This window comes from Hoylesella timonensis 4401737 = DSM 22865 = JCM 15640, from assembly GCF_000455445.1.
Taxonomy (GTDB): Bacteria; Bacteroidota; Bacteroidia; order Bacteroidales; family Bacteroidaceae; genus Prevotella; species Prevotella timonensis.
The window spans coordinates 142,416-165,835 of sequence record NZ_HG417095.1 but is presented as its reverse complement, the minus strand read 5'-3'; the positions used below and the strand labels follow the sequence as shown (position 1 = coordinate 165,835).

Here is a 23,420-nt window from a genome sequence, read left to right as displayed (position 1 = left end):
TGCAAAAGAATAGTAGTATTTTGAATACATAGATGATATACAAAACATTCATTAATATTTAATAAAATGGCAAAAGAGAAAAAGTTTATCACTTGTGATGGTAATGAAGCCGCAGCACATATTAGTTATATGTTCTCAGAAGTTGCAGCTATTTATCCTATCACTCCATCATCAACGATGGCAGAACACGTGGACACATGGGCTGCCAAGGGTCGTAAAAATATGTTTGGACAACCTGTCCTCGTACAAGAAATGCAATCAGAAGCTGGCGCAGCTGGTGCCATGCACGGCTCATTGCAATCGGGTGCACTGACCACCACCTACACAGCATCGCAGGGTTTACTGTTGATGATTCCTAACATGTACAAGATTGCAGGCGAACAGTTGCCTTGTGTCATCAATGTTTCAGCACGTACAGTAGCTACGCACGCACTGTGTATCTTTGGAGACCATTCTGATGTTATGGCTTGTCGACAGACAGGATTTGCTATGTTCTGTTCAGGTTCTGTTCAAGAAGTTATGGATTTGTCAGCCGTACCACACTTGGCAACCTTGAAAACAAGCATTCCATTCATCAATTTCTTTGATGGTTTCCGTACTTCTCATGAATATCATAAAATTGAAATGATTGATGAAGAGGCTCTCAAAAACATGGTTGACTACGATGACATTAAGCGTTTCCGTGATCGTGCATTGACACCCGAACGCCCTGTAACACGTGGTACCGCAGAAAACCCAGAGACCTTCTTTACACATCGTGAAGCATGTAACCAATATTATGACGATGTTCCAGATGTAGTTGAAGGCTACTTGAAACAAATTTCTGATTTGACAGGTCGTGAATATCATATCTTCTCTTATTATGGTGCAAAGGATGCAGAGAACATCATCATTCTGATGGGATCGGCTTGCGAAGCTACTCGCGAGGTGATTGACCACCAAATGAAGGAAGGCAAGAAAGTGGGAATGGTTTCTGTACACCTGTATCGTCCTTTCTCTGTAAAGCACTTGTTAGCTGCTGTTCCTAAAACAGTAAAGCGAATTGCTGTGCTTGACCGCACGAAAGAGCCAGGTGCAGAAGGTGAACCATTGTACTTGGACGTAAAGAGTGCATTCTATGATGTAGAAAACAAACCACTCATCGTTGGTGGACGCTACGGATTGGGTTCGGCAGACATCACTCCAAGCCACATCATCTCTGTATTTAACAACTTGGAGATGAACGAGCCGAAGAATCATTTCACTGTAGGTATTGTTGACGACGTTACATTTACTTCTCTTCCTTTGTTAGAAGATAAGCCTTTAGCATCTGAAGGACTGTTTGAAGCAAAATTCTTTGGATTGGGTGCTGACGGAACAGTAGGTGCGAATAAGAACTCGGTGAAGATTATTGGTGATAATACCGACAAGTATTGTCAGGCTTACTTCTCATACGACTCCAAGAAGTCAGGAGGTTTTACCTGTTCGCATTTGCGTTTTGGCGACCATACAATTCACTCCACCTATAAAGTGATTACGCCTAACTTCGTGGCATGTCACGTACAGGCATATTTAAGAATGTATGATGTTTTACGTGGACTTCGTAAGAATGGAACATTCCTTCTGAACACGGTCTTCGAAGGAAAAGAATTAGCTAACTTCATTCCTAACAAGTTGAAACGCTACTTCGCTAAGAACAACATCACCGTTTACTACATCAACGCTACCAAGATTGCACAAGAAATTGGTTTGGGTAATCGTACGAACACCATTCTTCAGAGTGCTTTCTTCCGCATTACAGAAGTCATCCCTGTTGACCTTGCCGTAGAACAAATGAAGAAGTTCATTGTAAAATCTTACGGTAACAAGGGTCAGGATATTGTTGATAAGAACTACGCTGCCGTAGAACGTGGTAACGAGTACAAGCAATTGGAAGTAGACCCAGCATGGGCTCAACTCGAAGACGACCCAGAGGTGAAAGAAGAAGATGTACCCGCATACATCAAAGAGATTGTGCGACCTATCAACTCACAAGCAGGTGACTTGCTCAAGGTTTCCGATTTCATCAAGCATGATATGGTAGATGGCACCATGAAAAATGGTTCAGCCGCTTACGAGAAACGAGGCGTTGAAGCTTTCAACCCCGAGTGGACCTCAGAAAACTGTATCCAGTGTAACAAATGTGCATACGTATGTCCTCACGCAGCTATCCGTCCTTTCGTTTTAGATGAAGAGGAAGTGAAAGGCTTTGATGATACTACCTTGGCAATGAAGGTTCCGAGACCAATGGCAGGCATGAACTTCCGCATCCAAGTAAGTGTGCTTGACTGTGTTGGTTGTGGCAACTGTGCCGATGTATGTCCTGGAAACAAGCAAGGAAAGGCATTGAAGATGGTTCCATTTACCCGTGACGAAAAGATGATAGAAAATTGGAACTACCTCACAAAGAACGTAAAGAGCAAACAACATCTTGTAGATATCAAGAGCAATGTGAAGAATACACAGTTTGCACAGCCGCTCTTTGAATTCTCAGGAGCATGTGCTGGTTGTGGTGAAACGCCTTACGTTAAATTGGTTTCACAACTCTTTGGAGATCGAGAAATGATATCAAATGCAACAGGATGTTCTTCCATTTATTCTGCATCATTACCATCAACACCTTACACTACCAATGCAGAAGGAAAGGGACCAGCTTTTGCAAACTCATTATTCGAAGACTTCTGTGAGTTTGGTATGGGTATGGTATTGGGTAATAAGAAGATGCGAGACAGAGTTATATTGCTCTTAAACCAACTTATTGAAAAGGATGATACCTCAAGCGAGCTGAAAGAAGCTGCACAAAAATGGATGGAAGCGAAGGATAATGCTGATGCTTCGAAAGAAGCAGCAGCTCAACTCAGACCTCTTATCCAGGCTTGCGCTGACAAAGGCTGCACTATTGGCAAAGAATTGATGACACTTGAACATTATCTCATCAAACGTTCGCAATGGATTATTGGAGGTGACGGAGCATCTTACGATATTGGTTTTGGTGGATTAGACCATGTCATCGCATCTGGTGAAGATGTTAATTTCTTGGTTCTCGACACAGAGGTTTACTCAAATACTGGTGGACAGAGTTCAAAAGCTACGCCTTTAGGTGCCATTGCGCAATTTGCAGCACAAGGAAAGCGTATCCGCAAAAAAGATTTAGGTTTGATGGCAACCACCTATGGCTACGTTTACGTGGCACAAATAGCTATGGGAGCTGATCAAGCACAAACATTAAAGGCGATTCGTGAAGCAGAAGCTTATCCTGGACCATCACTCATCATCGCTTACTCACCATGTATCAATCATGGTTTGAAAGCTAAGGGAGGCATGGGAAAGAGTCAAGCCGAAGAAGCTCGTGCCGTTGCTTGCGGTTACTGGCATCTGTGGAGATACAATCCATTACTTGCTAACGAAGGAAAGAATCCATTCCAACTCGACTCAAAAGAGCCTGACTGGAGTAAATTCCATGACTTCTTATTAGGTGAAGTTCGTTATCTGTCTGTTAAGAAAGCCTATCCCGATGAAGCAGAAGAACTATTCCAAGCTGCAGAAGACATGGCAAAGTTGCGCTACAACAGCTATGTAAGAAAAGCACAAGAGGACTGGAGTTTTTCTAATGAAGAGGTAGATGAAACAGAGAACAACAATCCTAATACAGCTGAAACAAAAGAAGAAGTAGTTGCAAGCAAGCCGAAAGAAGATTCTAAGGCTGAGCATGTAGATGCAAAATCTTAAACATCTGTATTGATTTTGTGTATGAGTACGAAATCTTAACTCAATCTCGTTACACAAACACACTTTATATTTATCACAGCAAGGTTGTCCTTGCTGTGATTTTTTTTATAAATAGTTCGGTTCTATTTCATGATTGTACTGCTGTATAGAGTGTTTTATTCTTAAAATCTTTCATTTGAACATCTTGTTATATTCATCAATTTTCGTATCTTTGTCCATGAGAATCAGTAAGACCATTTTCAGATTCTAATAACCATACAATAAATTACATCATTCACTATTAAAAGAAGGAATGATCACTTTCTCAACAGAAAATATTTTTCTATTAGGCTCTTTCTTAGTATTAGTCAGCATACTTATCAGTAAAACAGGCTATCGCTTCGGCATCCCAACATTGCTGTTATTCTTGTTTACAGGAATGTTTTTTGGCAGTGAAGGGTTGGGTATGGAATTTGATAGCCCACACGACACACAATTCATTGGTATGGTGGCATTGAGTATCATCCTGTTTTCTGGCGGTATGGATACCAAATTTAAGGAAATAAAGCCTATCATTGGAATGGGTGTCATCTTATCTACTTTGGGTGTAGTGATGACAACAGTCTTGACAGGAGGGTTTATATTTGCATTATCGCAGTGGGCTGGTATGGATATTCAAATGTCCTTGATTGTATCGATGCTGTTGGCTGCAACCATGTCTTCGACAGATTCGGCTTCTGTGTTTAATCTTTTGCGAACACAAGGAATTGGCTTGAAACACAAATTGCGACCAACGTTGGAATTAGAGAGTGGTAGCAACGATCCCATGGCTTATATGCTGACGATAGCGCTCATCAACGTAGTCCTCTCGGGTGATGATTTTTCTTTTTTAGACTTATCACTTAACATTGGTGAACAGTTTTTATTAGGAGGAGCATTAGGCTACGGTCTTGGTCGCTTGACAGTTTGGTTGATTAATCGTATCAATCTCCCAAACGCAGCACTCTATCCTGTACTTCTCCTAAGTATGGTGTTTATCACCTTTACACTGACCGACTTATTAAACGGCAATGGATATTTAGCAGTTTATATAGCTGGACTTGTTGTGGGCAACTGCCGTCTGTCTTATCGACGAGAGATGTCTACGTTCTTAGATGGACTTACTTGGTTGCTCCAAATCATCCTATTCCTCACCCTTGGATTACTGGTTAATCCTTCTGAGTTGGTTGACGTAAGCCTCTTCTCTCTCGCCATCGCAGTGTTTATGATGCTTGTTGCGCGCCCTGTAAGTGTATTTTTTTGTTTACTACCCTATCGCAAAATTCCATTGAAAGCCAAGACTTTCCTTTCATGGGTTGGTCTTCGAGGAGCTGTCCCCATTATCTTTGCCACATATCCCATCATTAACGGTGTCGAAGGAGCAGACCTCTTGTTTAATATTGTCTTCTTTATCACCCTGCTATCACTTACGGTGCAAGGTACTACTATCTCTTTAGTGGCAAAAAAACTCCAGCTCGATATGCCAGAAGAAAAGAGCGGTAATGAGTTTGGAGTTGAGATTCCAGAGGAATTAGGTTCAAAACTAAAAGAGGTAACTTTAGAAGAGAGCATGCTTGAAAATGGAAACTTATTATCTGAAATGAACATTCCTAAAGGAACGCTTGTCATGATGGTGAAACGTGGAAAAACCATCTTGGTTCCCAATGGTCAATTACCTTTAGAGAAAGGTGACATCTTGTTATGCCTTTCCAGTGCCAACAAGAATCCTGAGTAGATGATTCAAAGCGAACATTAGCACAACATTCAATAATACTAAAAGAGTTGTAACTCATCTGGGAGTTACAACTCTTTTAATATTTGTGACTAAGTTTATCTTCCTTTACTTTACTTTGTCAACGATAGCCTTGAATGCTTCAGGGTTATTAACAGCGAGATCTGCAAGCACCTTACGGTTAATTTCAATGCCTGCCTTGTTCAAAGCACCCATCAAAACTGAGTAACTCATTCCTTCAAGGCGAGCTGCAGCATTAATACGCTGTATCCATAAAGAACGGAAGTTGCGCTTCTTATTACGACGATCACGATATGCGTAGGTAAGACCCTTTTCCCAAGTGTTCTTAGCTACTGTCCACACATTCTTTCTTGCACCGAAATAACCTTTAGTCTGCTTAAGGATTCGGGTTCTCTTTGCTTTTGATGCAACATGATTTACTGATCTTGGCATAGTTTTTCTTTCCTTTAAATAATTTGACTAAAAGTGAATTAACGCAAGTTGAGCAAGTCACGTACTTGCTTCAAGTTTGACTTGTCTACAAGAGTGTAGCCTACTAAGTTTCTCTTTTGCTTCTTAGTCTTCTTTGTCAAGATATGACTATGATAAGCATGATTACGCTTAATCTTTCCTGTTCCAGTGAAACTAAAGCGCTTCTTTGCACCGGAATTTGTTTTTTGTTTTGGCATTTTTTTACTTTTTAAATTGTTATTTATTTACTACTGTGGCAACGTATATACCAAGACGTTACGCACAATCCAGTTTTATTCTTCTTCCTTAAGCTTCTTGAGTGCCTCAGAACCATTTTTAGCGTTATCAAAAAGTCCGCCATTAGACTTTTCCTCCTTTGATGATCCGTCTGTTGGAACTTTCTTCTTCGCCTCTTTTGCTTCTTTCAAAGCTTGCTCACGATCACGCTTTTGTTGACTTTTCTTCTCCACACCTACTTGCTTTGGTGAGAGATAAATAAACATTCGTTTACCTTCTAACTTTGGCATTTGTTCTACTTTACCAAAGTCTTCCAAGTCGTTAGCAAACCGTAACAACAACACTTCGCCTTGTTCCTTAAACAAGATAGACCTTCCACGGAAGAAAACGTATGCCCTCACTCTATTACCTTCATTCAGAAACTCGCGTGCATGCTTGAGTTTGAATTGGTAGTCGTGCTCATCTGTTTGAGGTCCAAAACGTATTTCCTTGATATCTACCTTTACCTGCTTCTGCTTCATTTCTTTAGCACGCTTCTTCTGTTGGTAAAGGAACTTACTATAGTCGATGAGACGACAAACTGGTGGCTGCGCATTTGGAGAGATTTCTACAAGATCAACATCCTGCTGACGAGCTAAATCCAAGGCTTGACGGGTTGGCATTACCTGCGATCCGTCATCACCAACAACACGCACTTCCCTTACGCGAATCTGTTCATTCACGCGGTACTGTTTACTTAATTTGTCATTTTTCATTCAACTATATTAATGGTTCTAAGTGTGAAACGGCTGCAAAGTTACTGATTTTATTACAATGAGCCAAATCTTTATTCATATTTTTTAGCACAATAAGCATCAATACATGAAAGTGTAGAGACGATTAACAGATACAAAATCACGACTTTTGAATAGAGACAACCTTTCAGTTTCTTACAAAGTACTATTGTAGCAATTCGCAAACAAATTTCTCTGTTCAGTCATTTGCATTAATGTAGGTTCTATCTGTGAACCTCGAAACTTGAATAATCTTGCTGTTTGAGCAATTCTTCCCACGTAAAAGTTCTGTGCTGTCGCATAAATTGATCAATCATATTGACTTGAGAAGTTTGATAAATTCGTCTTCCAAGCACTTTATTTGTTGTCCACATCATTTTTGCCATGTGCAGTTCTTTCACAAATTCTGAATGCTGATGCTCTTTATTTAACGGATATTTACTTAACAGATAGAACACCAAACAATCAGGTACGATAAATTCACGCTTCATAGATTCACGCTGTCGCTCCGTATAGAATTGTCGATAAATAGGATAATCTGCTCCTAAATACTTATCCAAAGAAATGCCTATCGCATCATTTCCAATCACTATACTTTGATCTAACGCCCCAATTTGTGAATAAATAATAGGAACTTTGAGGTCAGGCAATAGCCTCTGAAGTTTTCTAAAGGCATTACTTAAATCTTTATTGATATCGTCCATGCTTACAAACTCCGATTCGGCATCGGCAATGATCACCTGCAATAGCGAATCTTGATAGAAGTTTAGAAACTTGGCATTGATTCCCGTCTCGTTTACTTCTCCAATATTCAGTACATCTTCTATGAGAGTACGAGTTTCCATAGGATAGGTAGTATTCATTTGTTGCAATGCCGAATAATCTCCTGTGGTGAGATAACGGCTTTCAAGTCGATCATAGCGCTGAACTTCTACCAGCAACTTGCGATCGTCTTCATTATTTGGCTTGAGTTTTAATTGACAGGCACTCAGCAAAAGAATAAATAATATGAATATGTGATGTACTTTTATCAAATCTCCAACCTATTCTTGATTATACTTAGCAAAAGTACATAAAAATAATAAAAGTTGCAAATTTTAAGATAAAAAGTATAAATTTTAAGCAAATTTATTTTAAGATAGTACCGAAATGCTCCTATTTCTTGGTGTCAACCCACTTTAATGATGTTTCCAATTGAAATCATCAAGACATGATTTCGCTTAACCAAATAGACCTTATTTAATGAGTTCAGTAAAATGGTGGCGACTCTTTCCGTAATATTGCCACAAGACAGAATATGGCGACAAGAGTTGATGATTGGAAACACTTCTATGTTGCTGTAGGTATTGTTGGTCGCCATCAAAATCTTTTTTCCACTTACGAAAGGCTTTACGTGCTTTGAATACGGCTTTGAAATCACCCCAATGCCCATCAAGAATCAGCATTTTGAAAGCAGCAACATAGTCAAGCCACCACCTGACACGCATCACATGCTGCAACTCGTCTGCCTCCAAGTTCTTATAAAGCATGGTGAGATTGTTCCTAAAGTTCAAATAAGTTTTCATTGGATTGTTCTTTGGCAAGGTTCCTCCACCCACATGATACACCTTACTTTTAGGAACACAATATATTTCTCGTCCCATGGCGCGCAATCTCCAGCAGAGATCAATCTCTTCGTTGTGTGCAAAGAAGCGACCGTCTAAGCCGCCTACCTTCCAATAATCAGTGGCTCTTATCATCAAACAAGCGCCAGTAGCCCACAAAATAGGACAAACCTCATCATATTGTCCCTCGTCTTTCTCAACCACATCAAACACCCTACCCCTGCAAAACGGATATCCATACTTATCGATAAATCCTCCACAAGCTCCTGCATACTCAAAATAGTCGCGTTGCCTTATCGACAACAACTTGGGTTGGCACGCAGCAGCCTCAGGATGTGCGTCCATCCATGTGATTAATGGAGAAAGCCAACCAGAAGAAACTTCGATGTCTGAGTTTAATAATATATAATAGGTGGCATTGATTTGTCGTAGAGTTTGATTATATCCCTCGGCAAATCCCCAGTTTTTATCCAAGAGTATGCGTTTCACTGAAGGAAACTTTTCCTTTAACAATGCAACAGAATTATCGGTAGACGCATTATCTGCCACAAATACCTCAACAGACTCCTGCAGATGTTGCAAGAGAGTTGGAAGATATTTGACCAACATTTTCTCGCCATTCCAATTTAAGATAACGACAGCTACTTTCATAAAGCTACTTTTAATGCTGATTGTTGATGATTGAAGTCGCCCAACTTAACGGTAATCAATTGGTTGTCGTATTTGTCTTTAGCTAAAGACGCAGGGAGTTCTACACGAATATAGTTCTTCGTAAAACCATGCATGGTTCTTCCTCTTACCGCTTTTTCAAACAAGACTTCTGCCTCTTGACCGATAAACTTTTGATAAAAAGCTTTTGTTTTTTCATCAGAAAGCTGAAGTAGACGCTTCGAGCGTACCTTCTTTTCTTTGTCCGTAACGACATAAGGTATCGATAGCGCTCTTGTCCCTGGGCGCTCTGAGTAAGGAAAGACGTGCAACTGGGTTACATCCAACTGTTTCAAAAATTGATAACAAGCCTCAAAATATTCAGGTTTTTCTCCACGTGAACCCACCATCACATCTACTCCAATGAAGGCATCGGGTATTTTTTCCTTGATATACTGTATTTTATGGGCAAACAATGCGGTATCATAATGGCGATGCATGAGTTGAAGAACCTCATCAGAACCACTTTGCAAAGGGATGTGAAAATGTGGCATAAACGCTCTGGAATGTGCGCAATAATCTATCAACTCATCGTCAATGAGGTCTGGTTCAAGACTAGAAATGCGAAAACGCTTGATGCCTTGCACCTGATCCAAAGCTTTGACCAAGTCCAAAAATGTCTCGTTGGTACTCTCGCCAAATTCACCTATATTTACACCAGTCAACACTATTTCCTTCCCTCCTTCGGCTGCAGCCTGTTCAGCCTGCTTCACTAAAAAGTCAATAGAGGGATTACGCGAGAAACCACGCGCAAAAGGAATGGTGCAATAGGTACAGAAATAGTTGCAGCCATCTTGTACTTTCAGAAAATAGCGAGTTCTATTTCCTCTCGAACACGAAGGTTGAAAAGTCTTGATATCCTTGGTCTTAACCGATTGATACGTATGAAGAGATGGACGATGATTCGGACTCGTTGCAGCCAACTCACTCTTTTGAAGCCAAGCATCATTGAGATACTGCACCAAATTCGCTTTTTCGTTGGAACCTAACACCAAGTCAACCCCTTCAATTTGGCTCACCGTTTGTGATTCTAATTGTGCATAACAGCCTGTCACTATCACAAATGCACCGGGATTCTCACGCACCATGCGCCGAATAGCTTGTCTACACTTATGGTCTGCCACCTCAGTGACAGAGCAAGTATTGATAAGACAAATATCAGCTGGTTCACCTCGCTGCACCGTTCGTACCCCCATCTCTTGCAAGAGTTCTGCAAAAGTAGAGGTTTCTGAAAAGTTGAGCTTGCAACCCAGTGTATAGTAGGACGCCGTTTTACCTTGAAAAGCACTTGTATCTATCATACCCATAAAATCAGACTGCAAATTTAAGAAAAAAAACTCATATAATATAGGTGTGAGTACCACTAATCCTAAAGTGGACAAAAAGGAAGCATGGTTGAAGGCTCTGATTGACACACTTTAACTGAAAACAGCCAACGTTTTCTCATTCCACATATCTTGTGCAGGATGGTCCATAGCATTCAACTGACTATCTACTTGAACAAAGTGTACTGAAGCGTCTGTCTCACATTGCTTTAGGATACCTCTATAGGAAACGAAACAGCCAACCGCTCCCACCTAAGAAAGGCTTTGCGGTCGGCTGCATATAGCATGAATGGGGATATGACTAATGTTCTGAATGATAAATATGAGTTCACGAACAATTCGTGCTGAACCAATAATTCTAATATTCAGTCTTGTCACATCAACAAACCTTTTCTCCTAATCTTGCTGTTTCTTTGAGTTGACATCGCCGTAACGTGGCAAATGGAACTCGTATGACTTATCGAATACCTGACTCACCCTATTTATTTCGAGCAAAGTAGTACCTCCATTCTTTCCAAAACTACCACTCAAATAAGCTATCTTATCTTCAGACTGGATGTAACCTTTTTGTCGAAGCATGCGGATAGCTGCTGTGAAGATATATTCTGAGTTGGTGTGTTCTTTTTGGTAGATGGGCAGAATACCATAACTGAGGTTGAGCAAGCGCTGTGTCCTCTCTCTGTAACAGATAGCCAAAATAGGTGTAGGACCACGGAAAGCAGCCAAATTTCGAGCTGTTAAACCAGTTTCACTGTCGGTGATGATGCCTTTCACACCTAATTGGCGTGTTGATTCAATGGCTGAATGTGCCAAAAATTCACGTTGAGTGATATTGTCTTTCTGAATAGGATTTACATCATTGTCCCATGTTCTATCTGCTTCTGCTTGTTCTGCAATACGAGCCATGGTTTGCACCGCTTCCAAAGGATATTTCCCTGACGCCGTCTCACCACTCAGCATAAGAGCATCGGTTCGCGAAAAGATCGCATTTGCTATATCAGTGACTTCTGCTCGTGTGGGTCGTGGATTTTGAATCATGGTATGTAACATCTGTGTTGCTACGATAACGGGCTTTTTTTTCATCACACACTTACGTATGATTTGCCGCTGAATACCGGGAATTTCCTCAATAGGAACTTCAATTCCCAAGTCTCCTCGAGCAATCATCACACCATAGGAGGCTTCTATAATCTCATCGATATTATCGACTCCTTCTTGATTCTCGATTTTTGAGATAATCTTGATGTTACTGTGGTGCTCGTCTAAAATAGCTTGTACCGCTTTGACATCCTCTGCATTGCGCACAAAAGAATGAGCAATGAAATCGATATCTTGCTCAATAGCAAACAAAATATTATGCTTATCCTTTTCTGTAAGTGCGGGCAAATCAATGTGTTCGCCAGGAATATTCACGCTTTTGTGAGCTCCTAACACTCCATCATTCTGCACTTGGACTATCAACATAGGACCAGCATTCTCGATTACCTTCATGCAGAGCGCGCCGTCATCAAACAAGATGTCATCGCCCACCCTGACATCTTTCGTAATATCCGCATAACTCAAATTGATGGCGTCATGGGTTGTGTCAATGTCTGGGCGTCCAAAGATTTTCACTATTTCGCCCGTTTTGTATGTCAGGGGTTGTTCTACATTGGTCGTTCTCACCTCTGGTCCCTTGGTGTCTATTAAGATACCGATGTGGGAGGATACTGCTCGCACATTTTTAATAATGCGAGTCATACCTTCAGGTGTAGCGTGTGCAGTATTCATTCGCACAACGTTCATCCCTGCAAAAAACAGTTTGCGCAAGAAGTCTTCATCGCAGCGCAAATCACTGATAGAGCAGACTATTTTTGTTTGTTTCATTATTCTTTTGAGTTAAATGGTGGTCGTTTACAAAGATTATAACGGATGTCGCAACATCACTGGCTATTATCCATATTTTTTGAATCAAAATTAAACAAAACCAGCTACGGAAAAGTAAACTGGATTTATTAACTGGTTGCTTATGTATGCAAAATTACGAAAGAAATCTGATATGTCCAAATGATTTTCTGGCTTATCTACGATACAAAAACGTTTTTTAGAATACAGCTCTCCCATGCACTACCATGACTAACGCTCACAGATTTTCAAACCCCTCTATCCATTCCTCCTTCCACTTTCGTTCGGTTGGGATATTTTCCTCTGTCCAAGGATTGGAAACTGCCAATCCTAACAGTCGAATAGGTCGTATGGAATAGTCAACACTTTTCAACAGTTGTTTAGCCAACGGCAGTATCTGACTCTTTGTTGTCAGTGCTTCCGAAATCGTAACACTTCGAGTAACCTGTTCAAAGTCGTAAAACTTGATTTTCAAAGTCAAGGTCTTTCCTTCAAACTTGGCTTCCTCTATTCTTTCCACAAGCTCTAACACGGTGTGATAAAGTTCAATTAAAACAGCAGATTGGTTTGAAATATCTTTCAAAAAGGTGCGTTCGCAACCAACCGACTTACGCAACCATTCCGAGACCACTGGCCTATCGTCGCAACCTCTGGCATGCTGATAATAAACATGACCTAACTTACCAAACACCTCTACCAGATGTTTTTCTGATACTTGTCTAAGTTGTGAACCAACAAAAATGCCCATCTTGTGCATTTGTGCTGCCGTTTTAGGTCCTACGCCCCAAAAATCTTCAATGCGTAACTGCCCTATAAAGTCGTATGCTTCATCTGCCGAAATCTCAAAAAGCCCATCTGGCTTTTGATATTCCGAGGCAATCTTTGCCAAAAACTTATTAAATGAAACGCCAGCAGAGGCTGTTAAATGCGTGCGTTCGAGTATCTTTGCTTTTATCTGTATGGCAATTTCTTTGGCATCTTCTATTTGAAATTTATTCTCTGTCACATCAAGAAAAGCCTCATCAATAGATATAGGTTCTACCGCATCGGTATATTCGTGAAAGATTTGTCGCACCTCTGTTGAAACTTCATGATAGCGCTCACCGTGATGAGGAACTATTAACAATGTAGGACATAAGCGTTTTGCTTTGGCAATTGACATCGCCGAATGGACGCCATATTGGCGCGCTTCATAGCTGGCAGTGCTGACAACGCCACGGGGTCCATCGTGCCCAATCGCAATAGGCTTACCTTGCAGTTCAGGATGATCGCGCTGTTCAACGGCTGCATAGAAGGCGTCCATGTCTACATGAATAATTTTCCTCATGATGCAAAGCTACTCATTTTTGCCAAATAACGCAAACCGAGGTGACTCTTATCCACAGCCTTTTTATTTAATAAAGGTGGATGCTGATACAAAACCATCTTTGTGCTTTCGTTTCGACAGCAAACCTACCGAATGGAGCAAATCGCATTGTAAACCTCAAGCGCTTCATTAGCATCATTTTTTGTAACTACAATGGCATTTCAAATTTTGTCATTTTTGATAAAAGCATTTCTTATTTTTGTCCTGTTATTTTACCAAAAAACGGTCATCCAAAATCTTCAAAATAGAAAAAATTAATAGGCAAACGCCCTACAAAAGTACGCTGATTTTCACAAATTAAACGTCTTTTCGAGCTGAAACATGGTCTTAACGGTCTTGAAAACATGCATTAGAGGTGTTATTCACATGCTTCAGCAGCCTTAAAGCATGCAAATAGCGAGCTTATCTCAATGCTTCAGTCGCCAAGAAAGAGTAAAAATGGGAATGAAAAGAGACAGTTTATTCATAACATATTTAATAACAAATAGTTACGTACATCGCTCATAACTCGCGTATTTGCGACCAACTTTGATGTTGGTTGTTTACACGCGAGTTATGAGAGGTACTTTGTAAAGAAAATTCAGCATTTATTTTTGATGTCAATGGCTCTTTGAAATCAATTGAAGATTGAGCATCATTGAGGTCTCTTCCTCCTCTTCTAAACATCTGAACACAAGAGCGCTTATGTGTTGATTATAGGCACTTTTGGCAAAAATAACTTAATATATTTTCGTATAAGGCAAAAAACCACTATATTTGCAGTTCAAAAAGAAAACTAAAGTAATAACAAACAACAAAATAACACGTTGGTAAAATGACAAAAGCAGATATTATTAATGAAATTGCCGCTTCTACAGGATTGCAAAAGAAAGAAGTTGCAGTGGTTGTAGAAAGCTTTATGAGCAAAGTAAAGGAAAGCCTTCTTGAAAAAAAGGAAAATGTTTATTTAAGAGGTTTTGGTAGTTTTATTATTAAACACAGAGCAGCCAAAACAGCAAGGAATATACAAAAGAACACAACGATAACGATTGACGCTCACAACTTGCCAAGCTTTAAGCCTTCAAAGAGTTTTGTGAATGCGATGAAAGAGTCGAACTAAGACTTTAGATAGGCTAAATCATTGATCTCATCTCCAGCATTTTACGTTATCGCCCATATTCATTTAATGGACAAATATTATAGTAATATAAAAAGAACAATTTAAACATTTAACATTATGCCAAACGGTAAGAAAAAGAAGGGCCACAAAATGGCAACGCATAAGCGTAAAAAAAGACTAAGAAAGAATAGACATAAGAGCAAATAATCCTGCTAAAACGTCTAAACTGACAGTGGGGCGTGTCAAAGAGTCCTATCGTGGATTTTGGTTGACCCGCCCTTTTTAATGTAACTAAGTAAAGTAAAGAAGAGAAATGACCAGCGAAGTTGTAATAGATGTCCAAGAGAAAGACATATCGACTGCCTTGTTAGAGGACAAACGACTGGTAGAATATCAGAACGAACCTCGATCAGCTTCTTTCTCTGTGGGTAATGTTTACATCGCAAAGGTAAAGAAATTAATGCCAGGCTTGAATGCCTGCTTTGTAGATGTAGGTTACGAACGTGACGCTTTTCTTCACTATCTTGACTTAGGAAGCCAATTTAATTCTTACACCAAGTACTTAAAACAAGTACAGAGTGACCGAAAAAAACTCTATCCATTCGCTAAAGCCTCGCACCTTCCTGACTTAAAGAAGGACGGCAGTGTACAGTCTACACTCACTGTAGGTCAAGAAGTTTTAGTCCAAATAGTGAAAGAGCCTATTTCTACTAAAGGACCTCGACTTACGGGAGAGCTATCGTTTGCTGGACGTTTCTTGGTGCTTATCCCCTTTGGAGACAAGGTATCAGTATCGTCGAAAATAAAAAAAGGTGAAGAACGTGCCAGACTGAAACAACTCGTTCAAACAATACGCCCCAAAAACTGCGGTGTCATTGTTAGAACTGTTGCAGAAGGTCAAAGGATTGCTGCATTAGAGGGTGAAATGAAAGTTTTGACAAAGCGTTGGCAAAATGCGATTGTCAAAGTTCAAAAAACACAGAACAGACCTCAGTTAGTGTATGAAGAGGCTGTTCGAGCTATCGCTCTTTTAAGAGATATTTTTAGTCCTGATTTCGAGAACATCTATGTAAATAATGACGAAGCTTACCGACAAGTCAGTGATTATGTCTCACTCATAGCACCCAATAAGGCTGGAATTGTCAAGAAATATACGGGAAGTGTTCCGATTTTTGATAATTTCAACATCACAAAACAAATTAAGTCAAGTTTTGGAAAGACTATCAACTACAAGCATGGTGCTTATCTCATCATTGAACATACGGAAGCCTTGCACGTTGTAGATGTAAATAGTGGAAACCGAACACGCAACGAAAATGGACAAGAAGCCAACGCTTTGGAAGTGAACTTAGGTGCTGCCGACGAACTGGCACGACAGTTACGTCTGCGCGACATGGGTGGTATCATCGTGGTTGACTTTATTGATATGCACCTTGCAGAGGACAGGCAATTACTCTATGAGCGGATGTGTAAGAACATGCAGAATGACCGCGCACGACATAACATACTACCTTTAAGCAAATTTGGGTTGATGCAAATCACTCGACAGCGTGTGCGACCGGTCATGGATGTGAGTGTTGACGAGACGTGTCCAACGTGTAACGGCACTGGTAAAATTCGTTCAAGCATACTCTTCACCGATCGGCTTGAGGATAAAATTGACAAACTGGTTAACAAGATAGGAATTAAGCGATTCTATCTGCACGTCCATCCATACGTGGCTGCGTACATCAATCAAGGAATTATCTCCTTGAAACGAAAATGGCAGATAAAATATGGACTGGGTGTGAACATTGTTCCTTCACAGAAACTCGCTTTTTTGCAATATGAATTTTATGACGCAAAAAAGGAGTTCATTGATATGAAGGAAGAAATTGAAACAAAATAAAATGATTATCTGTAGAATTTAGACATTCTGAAATGTTCTAAATTCTACTTTTTTTATACGGTCTTTTTTTCAACTAAAACAATCCTTCCATCCTCTTCTCTACACTTCAGCAAGCATCACCGAATGACTTTCCTACCCTACTTATTGATGATCAATCTTCTTCGGTGGTACTAACATTGCCAAAGAAGTACCCAACAAATTATATTTTCCGTCTTTTGTATGCTACAAAGAACGGGTGCCAAATTTATTAGGGAGCAAATTTTCAAAGTTTGCAACTTGTTTCTTTGAACAGCTCCTCAAGCAAATTAAAAAACAAGAAATAAGTAAAAGGGATACTGACTACTTCTTCAGCATAAGATGTTTTACTGTTTTATTTCATTTTCTTTTTCAACTTAAGTGCAGGAATCTTCACCTTATCGCCAGCTTTCAGTTCCGCTTTATCGTTCACGGCTTCCATATAGCACTCCATTCCAGGGCCAAGATAAGCTCTACTGATGGAGCTTAAAGTCTGTCCGGGACGAACCGTCACTGTTTGAGCAATGCCTGTGATGGCGTAAGCACCCGTTCTAATGCGAGGATCTGCATCATATTTTGAAGCATATTGGCGATTTTTCGTCTGTACCTCTTGTGTTTTGTCAGCAGAAGTGGCTCGGTTTGCTGAACGAGTTGTAGCTTGTTGCTGTGCTAAAGATGAAGTTTCCTTACTCACAGGAGCAGCATCCTCGTGCTGCTGTGTTGCAGTGGCGTCGTCACTTCCGTCCGTTTGGTTCGTTTGTTCTATTGTATTATTATCCTGCTGGTCGGCATTTTCATCCATTTGAGGTGTTTCTTTTACCGCACTCGCATTGGTTTTCTTTGCAGAAATTAGTTCTGCCATGAGATGTTCGATGCGATGATCACGAAGTGAGAATTGTTGAGCGACATACCAACCACTACCAATCATCAGCAATAACAGGAAGCAAACCGCTCCAATCAATAATTTTTGATTGCGCTGAGTACGATGCAAAGTTTTGCGTAAGTACTGTGTATCTTCACTAATCTCTTCGATTTCATCGGATACATCCTCTAACTTTTCAACCTTTTCCGTATCGGTTTTGGCGAATGTAGGTATCTCCTCACTCTGTTTGTCAGAAGTGTTCTGAAGGTTCTCACTTGCATCTTCCTTCTTTTCTTCGGTCATAGGAGCTACGATAACCGAGCTTTCAGACTGCTGCGAAGGCTCAACTAATGGTTCTACTTGCTTTTCTTCGGGTTCGTTCACCTTCTCTTTTGAAGGTGCATCAACGTTATCTGTCACTACTTCCTGTTGTGCAAGTTGTTCCTCTGGTTGCAGTTCTTCTTCTTTTGTAGGCTGTGTAGGCAAAGTCTCTTCTTGCTCTTCCGTATTTTCTTTAGCTTGATATCGTTCGTCTATTTCGGAGAAATCAGCATCATCGCTAATGGTCACTGTCTCAAATTGTTCAAATGGAGCGTTCACTCTATCTCTCAACGCAACTTCAGGTGTAAAAGATATTTTATCCCTTCCCTCAATTATAATTCGCTCTCCAGTATTCACATCCACACTTTCACGTGGACTCACTGCTGTCACTTTGAAAGTTCCAAGACCTTTAATCTTCACTTGCTTGTCCGATTTCAGTCCTGTTGTCAGTACATCTATAAATAAAGGTATGAAAAAATCAGCCTCTCGCTTTGTCAGTTCAGCTTTCTCAACCAAAACAGCTGCTAAATCTGTTAATTTAATCATGAGTTGCCTCCTTTCTTCAGTTGTTCTTTCACTAAAGGTGTGGGGCGGAAGTTGAGAACCAATTTGGGAGGTACCATCATTCGTTTACCTGTTGATGGGTTGACAAGGATACGCTCCAATCGCTTTTTTATATCAAAGGTACCGAAAGAAGGGATAGATACGGCTTCTCCTTCATCAAAGTTCGAAGCCATCGCTTCCACCAAGATATTGACTAAATTTTGCGTTTTTTCTTGTGTATATCCACAACGCTGCGCAAGCTCTGCGATAAACTCTTTGTTATTCATGGATTGTATGATATTTCATTCTACAACTTCTCCGTACAAATCAAATTCCTCTGCATCCGTGATATTTACTTGGTAAAATGCTCCAATTTCCAAGTTCTTCCTCGTCGAATGTATTAAGACTTCAGGATCAACATCAGGAGAGCAATATTCTGTACGTCCAATATAGTAATCGTTTTCTTTTCTGTCAATGATTACCTTCATTGTCTTTCCTATCTTTTCTGCCTCAATTTCTGCACTAATTTCTTGTTGCACAGCCATGAGTTGATCCAGTCTTTGCTGCTTCACTGTCTGCGACACGTCATCTTGATAATGTAAAGCACCATAGGTACCTTCTTCTTCCGAATACATAAAGGCACCCATTCTTTCAAATCGTGCCCACCGTACAAACTCAAGTAGTTCTTGGAATTCTTCTTCCGTCTCACCAGGGAATCCAACCATGAGCGTTGTTCGTAAATGAATACCCGGAACCTTTGCTCGAATGGTCTTGATGAGATTGAGCGTTTCTTGCTTACTCACATGGCGATGCATACGAGATAACACGCCATCTGAAATATGCTGTAAAGCAATGTCGAGATAGTTGCAAACTTTTTTGTTTTCTCTAATTACGTCTAAAAGTTCTAATGGAAATTGGTTTGGATAAGCGTAATGAAGCCGAATCCATTGCACTCCTTCTATCTCTGCAATCGCAGAAATCAAGTCCGCAATATGTTGTTTGCCGTCGATATCTCTACCATAATAAGTCAATTCTTGGGCAATGACCTGAAATTCTTTCACCCCTTGTGCCACCATGTCCTTGACTTCTGCTAAAATATCCGACTTCAATCTGCTCTTATGTTTACCTGTCATGAGTGGTATGGCACAATAGGCGCACTGGCGATCGCAACCTTCTGAAATCTTTAAATACGCATAATGGCGGGGTGTTGTCAGATGTCTCAATCCATGACAGGAGGATATTTCCGCTTTTCCCAAATCGGACAAAAGTTGCTTATAATTGAATTTCCCATAAAATTTATCCACCTCAGGAATTTCATTCTCCAGTTCATCTTTGTATCGCTGGCTCAAACAACCCATCACAAAAAGCTTCTTTAGTCTACCCTCTTTCTTAGCTTCGACAAAACTTAAAATGGTATTGATACTCTCTTCTTTTGCCGATTCTATGAAACCACAAGTATTAATGACCGCAATTTCACCATCAGGAGACTCACTGTCATGGGTGCAACGATAGCCGTTGTCTTCAAACAATCTCATCAACTTCTCACTGTCAACAAGATTCTTTGAGCAGCCCATGGTAATAATATCAATTTGATTTTTCTTCAAAACAAACAACTACTTTTTTTATTTTATCCAAAAAGGCTATCAACAAATTCCTTTCGCTGAAAGAGTTGCAAATCCTCCATTTGCTCTCCCAGTCCAATGTACTTCACAGGCACTTTCAATTGGTCGCTGATGCCAATCACTACGCCGCCCTTAGCCGTACCGTCAAGTTTGGTAATCGCCAAAGACGTAATTTGAGTTACCGCAGAAAACTGTTTTGCTTGTTCAAATGCATTCTGACCAGTGCTACCATCAAGTACCAACAACACTTCATCTGGAGCTTGAGGCAGTACTTTTTTCATCACCTCTTTGATTTTCTTCAGCTCGTTCATCAGTCCCACTTTATTGTGTAAGCGTCCTGCTGTATCAATCAAAACGACGTCTGCATGATTAGCTTTAGCACTCTGCAACGTGTCAAAAGCGACCGAAGCAGGGTCAGAACCCATTTGTTGTTTAATGACAGGTACTCCTACTCGCTCACCCCATATCACGATTTGGTCTACCGCAGCGGCACGATAAGTGTCGGCAGCTCCTAAATATACTTTCTTTCCTGCCTGCTTAAACTGATAAGCAAGCTTTCCTATTGTTGTAGTTTTTCCTACACCATTGACACCAACAACAAGGATGACATAAGGTTGATGATCGGTTGGCAGGCTCCAACTCTCATTATCTTCGGAATGATTCTCTGCTAACAAAGTGGCAATTTCCTCACGTAGAATGGCATTTAATTCAGAGGTAGAGACGTATTTATCTCGTTCTACTCGTTCTTCTATACGTTGGATAATTTTTAAAGTCGTATCAACACCGACATCAGAGGTAATAAGCACCTCTTCAAGGTTATCCAACACTTCATCGTCTACCTTAGATTTCCCTATAACGGCTCGCGAAAGTTTGCTTATCACACTTTGCTTTGTCTTCTCTAAACCTTGGTCTAAGGTTTCTTTCTTTTTCTTGTTGAAGAGACCAAAAATTCCCATAATACTATCTTTTCCTAATAATTGAGCATCCCGAAAGAGAGATAACTGTCAATAATTGAATAACTTAATTGGCATGCTTGAAGTTCTTCTATAAGACGAAACTCTCACGCATGAAATACTTTATCCTTGTTAAATCAACTGTATATATACGTTACAAAGATAGCACATTTTTTCGATACTTTCTCAATCTACAAGCAATTTTCAACTGTCTTGAGCATAATTATTAAAATCATCCACATCCATTGACTTCTATCTCTATGGGTTTAACACACAATCTCTAAGAGTTGACTACAGCTCCAAAATTACTCAACGTTTTTGGTTTGTATGTTCAAAATCACTTGTCAATGTTTTTCAATAAAACAAAAGGGAAAAACACTACACTTAGGCAAGACAGATGATGCACAAGGGATTATTGAAAAGATAATTGTTCCAATCGCTGACGCAATTCAGCAGCTTGAGATTTTCGTATGGCTAAGGAAATGTGGCAAGTATTATCGAATGTTTGAGAAACAATTCGAGGCTCCAACTCTTTCACTACTCTCATAACTTCATTTAACAGCGGATAGGTAAAAGAGTAATCGATAATATCTTCTACATATCTCGTTTCTATTTGTGCATTTTCTATGGCTGCCGCAGCAGCTGTTCGATAAGCGACAATAAGTCCACTGGTTCCCAATTTAGTACCGCCAAAATATCTCACAACAACGATTAAGATGTCAGTCAATTCATGAGCGTTAATTTGTCCCAAGATAGGTTTTCCTGCGGTGCTGGAAGGTTCACCATCGTCATTCGCACGGAAAACACTTCTGTCTGCTCCCAGCATGTACGCATAACAGCAGTGGCGGGCGTCATAATATTTCTTCTTGTAAGCTTGTAACAATTCCTTCACCTCATTTTCTGTCGTGACATGATGCGCAAAGGCGAGGAATTTACTCCGTTTCTCGGAGTAAAATCCCTCGCCCATTTGATGAGTTATAGTTCTATATTGATCTGTCATCAAGATAGTTTATGAATCACTAAGCCACTACGCAGTTTAGGTTCAAACCATGTTGCTTTCGGTGGCATAATTTTTCCTGAGTCAGCGATGTCCATTATCTGCTGCATAGAAACAGGATAAAGAGCCAATGCCATCTTCATTTCTCCACTGTCTACTCGACGCTCAAGCTCTTCCAAGCCACGCAAGCCACCAACGAAATCAATACGCTTGTCTGAACGTAAATCCTTGATTCCGAGTAATTCATCAAGTATCAATCGAGAAGAAATATCTACGTCCAATACCCCAATTGGATCGTTGTCGTCGTATGTTCCTGGTTTTGCTTTCAAGCTATACCATTTTCCGTCTAAATACAAAGAGAATTCATGCAACTGCTGTGGCTTGTAACTCTTCGTGCCTTCCTCAACAACATCAAAGTTTTTCTCCAAAGCTTTTAAGAACTCTTCTGATGTCATTCCGTTCAAATCTTTCACCACTCTATTATAATCTAAAATGGTTAACTGAGATGCTGGGAAGCAAACAGCCATGAAATAGTTATATTCTTCATGACCTGCATGATTAGGATTAGCTTTCGATTTTTCAACACCAACCAATGCAGCAGCTGCAGAACGATGGTGACCGTCAGCTATATACAAGGCTGGCATCTTCTTAAATTCTGCTGTAATCGTTTCAATATCCTTCGCATCGGAGATTACCCAGAACTGATGTCTGAAACCGTCAATAGGAGCAATGAAATCGTATTCAGGCTTTTCAGAGGCATAACGCTCTATCAAAGCTGTAAGCGTTTGATTGTCGGGATAAGCAAAGAAAACAGGTTCTATGTTGGCATCGCATACCCGTACGTGCTTCATTCTGTCTTCTTCTTTATCTCTTCGGGTCAGTTCGTGCTTCTTAATAACTCCATTGAGATAGTCTTGACAATAAGCACCTACTACCAATCCATACTGTGTCTTACCATTCATGGTTTGAGCATAGATATAGTAGTTTTCGTGTTCGTCTTGCTTGAGCCAGCCTTTATCTTGGAACTTCTTAAAGTTCTTAGCTGCTTGCTCATAGACACGTGGGTCATATTCAGAAGTTCCTGGTTCGAAATCGATTTCTGGTTTAATAATGTGATACAGACTCTTTTCATTATTTCCAGCTTCTTCTCTCGCCTCTTCAGAATCCAAAACATCGTATGGACGTGACTCAACCTCTTCAACTAAATCTTTTGGAGGTCGAACGCCTTTGAATGGTTTAATTGTTGCCATAGTGT

The 23,420-nt window shown here is 40.2% G+C and carries 18 protein-coding genes; 4 read left to right on the top strand and 14 right to left on the bottom strand.

Features of this window, described 5'->3' with window-relative positions; translation table 11 throughout:
• Nucleotides 1–66 precede the first annotated feature (66 nt).
• Complete coding sequence (nifJ, locus tag BN35_RS07425; protein WP_028900831.1) at nucleotides 67–3,747, top strand: pyruvate:ferredoxin (flavodoxin) oxidoreductase; 3,681 nt, start codon at nucleotides 67–69, stop codon at nucleotides 3,745–3,747.
• 292 nt (nucleotides 3,748–4,039) lie between these two features.
• Entirely contained in the window at nucleotides 4,040–5,500 is a 1,461-nt protein-coding gene (locus BN35_RS07420) for a potassium/proton antiporter (RefSeq protein ID WP_174362018.1), read from the top strand.
• A 105-nt stretch (nucleotides 5,501–5,605) separates the two neighbouring features.
• Here BN35_RS07420 and rplT read toward each other — a convergent pair whose 3' ends face one another.
• The 8 genes from rplT to dinB form a co-directional block, all read right to left on the bottom strand.
• Complete coding sequence (gene rplT / locus BN35_RS07415; RefSeq protein ID WP_008125626.1) at nucleotides 5,606–5,950, bottom strand: 50S ribosomal protein L20; 345 nt, start codon at nucleotides 5,948–5,950, stop codon at nucleotides 5,606–5,608.
• A gap of 38 nt (nucleotides 5,951–5,988) precedes the next feature.
• Nucleotides 5,989–6,186 carry a 50S ribosomal protein L35 gene (rpmI, locus tag BN35_RS07410; protein WP_008125624.1) on the bottom strand — a complete coding sequence of 66 codons (198 nt, stop codon included), beginning with the start codon at nucleotides 6,184–6,186 and terminating at the stop codon, nucleotides 5,989–5,991.
• A 75-nt stretch (nucleotides 6,187–6,261) separates the two neighbouring features.
• Nucleotides 6,262–6,960, bottom strand: coding sequence for a translation initiation factor IF-3 (gene infC, locus BN35_RS07405; protein WP_025071569.1), 699 nt, complete (start codon nucleotides 6,958–6,960; stop codon nucleotides 6,262–6,264).
• A 242-nt stretch (nucleotides 6,961–7,202) separates the two neighbouring features.
• The gene (locus BN35_RS07400; protein WP_025071568.1) at nucleotides 7,203–8,012 is read right to left on the bottom strand and encodes a gliding motility protein GldB-related protein; all 810 of its coding nucleotides are present in this window, start codon (nucleotides 8,010–8,012) and stop codon (nucleotides 7,203–7,205) included.
• A gap of 201 nt (nucleotides 8,013–8,213) precedes the next feature.
• Nucleotides 8,214–9,233, bottom strand: coding sequence for a glycosyltransferase family 2 protein (locus tag BN35_RS07395; RefSeq protein WP_025071567.1), 1,020 nt, complete (start codon nucleotides 9,231–9,233; stop codon nucleotides 8,214–8,216).
• Nucleotides 9,230–10,591, bottom strand: a complete 1,362-nt coding sequence (gene mtaB, locus BN35_RS07390) for a tRNA (N(6)-L-threonylcarbamoyladenosine(37)-C(2))-methylthiotransferase MtaB (RefSeq protein WP_025071566.1) — start codon at nucleotides 10,589–10,591, stop codon at nucleotides 9,230–9,232. The genes BN35_RS07395 and mtaB overlap by 4 nt, the downstream gene beginning before the upstream one ends.
• A 420-nt stretch (nucleotides 10,592–11,011) precedes the next feature.
• Entirely contained in the window at nucleotides 11,012–12,481 is a 1,470-nt protein-coding gene (gene pyk, locus BN35_RS07385; protein ID WP_025071565.1) for a pyruvate kinase, read from the bottom strand.
• A gap of 256 nt (nucleotides 12,482–12,737) precedes the next feature.
• Nucleotides 12,738–13,826, bottom strand: a complete 1,089-nt coding sequence (gene dinB, locus BN35_RS07380; protein WP_025071564.1) for a DNA polymerase IV — start codon at nucleotides 13,824–13,826, stop codon at nucleotides 12,738–12,740.
• An 853-nt stretch (nucleotides 13,827–14,679) separates the two neighbouring features.
• Between dinB and BN35_RS07375 the strand changes: the two genes are divergently transcribed.
• Nucleotides 14,680–14,964 carry an HU family DNA-binding protein gene (locus BN35_RS07375; protein WP_008125609.1) on the top strand — a complete coding sequence of 95 codons (285 nt, stop codon included), beginning with the start codon at nucleotides 14,680–14,682 and terminating at the stop codon, nucleotides 14,962–14,964.
• A gap of 313 nt (nucleotides 14,965–15,277) precedes the next feature.
• Nucleotides 15,278–16,852, top strand: coding sequence for an Rne/Rng family ribonuclease (locus tag BN35_RS07370; protein ID WP_008125607.1), 1,575 nt, complete (start codon nucleotides 15,278–15,280; stop codon nucleotides 16,850–16,852).
• Between the two features lie 370 nt (nucleotides 16,853–17,222).
• Here the strand turns inward: BN35_RS07370 and BN35_RS07365 are convergent, their stop codons facing one another.
• The 6 genes from BN35_RS07365 to BN35_RS07340 all read right to left on the bottom strand — a co-directional run bounded on the left by BN35_RS07365 (nucleotide 17,223) and on the right by BN35_RS07340 (nucleotide 23,415).
• Nucleotides 17,223–18,596, bottom strand: coding sequence for an HU family DNA-binding protein (locus tag BN35_RS07365; RefSeq protein ID WP_028900833.1), 1,374 nt, complete (start codon nucleotides 18,594–18,596; stop codon nucleotides 17,223–17,225).
• Nucleotides 18,593–18,880, bottom strand: coding sequence for an HU family DNA-binding protein (locus tag BN35_RS07360; RefSeq protein ID WP_025071562.1), 288 nt, complete (start codon nucleotides 18,878–18,880; stop codon nucleotides 18,593–18,595). Before BN35_RS07360 ends, BN35_RS07365 begins: the two co-directional genes overlap by 4 nt.
• A 15-nt stretch (nucleotides 18,881–18,895) precedes the next feature.
• On the bottom strand, nucleotides 18,896–20,197 hold the full coding sequence (gene rimO / locus BN35_RS07355; RefSeq protein WP_028900834.1) for a 30S ribosomal protein S12 methylthiotransferase RimO: 1,302 nt from the start codon (nucleotides 20,195–20,197) through the stop codon (nucleotides 18,896–18,898).
• A gap of 23 nt (nucleotides 20,198–20,220) precedes the next feature.
• Nucleotides 20,221–21,171: a signal recognition particle-docking protein FtsY gene (gene ftsY / locus BN35_RS07350; RefSeq protein WP_008125600.1), complete on the bottom strand. Its 951-nt coding sequence runs from the start codon at nucleotides 21,169–21,171 to the stop codon at nucleotides 20,221–20,223.
• A 409-nt stretch (nucleotides 21,172–21,580) separates the two neighbouring features.
• A complete protein-coding gene (locus tag BN35_RS07345) occupies nucleotides 21,581–22,168 on the bottom strand; it encodes an IMPACT family protein (protein WP_025071561.1) in 588 nt (195 codons plus the stop codon).
• Complete coding sequence (locus BN35_RS07340; protein ID WP_025071560.1) at nucleotides 22,168–23,415, bottom strand: DUF1015 domain-containing protein; 1,248 nt, start codon at nucleotides 23,413–23,415, stop codon at nucleotides 22,168–22,170. The genes BN35_RS07345 and BN35_RS07340 overlap by 1 nt, the downstream gene beginning before the upstream one ends.
• Between the last annotated feature and the right edge of the window lie 5 nt (nucleotides 23,416–23,420).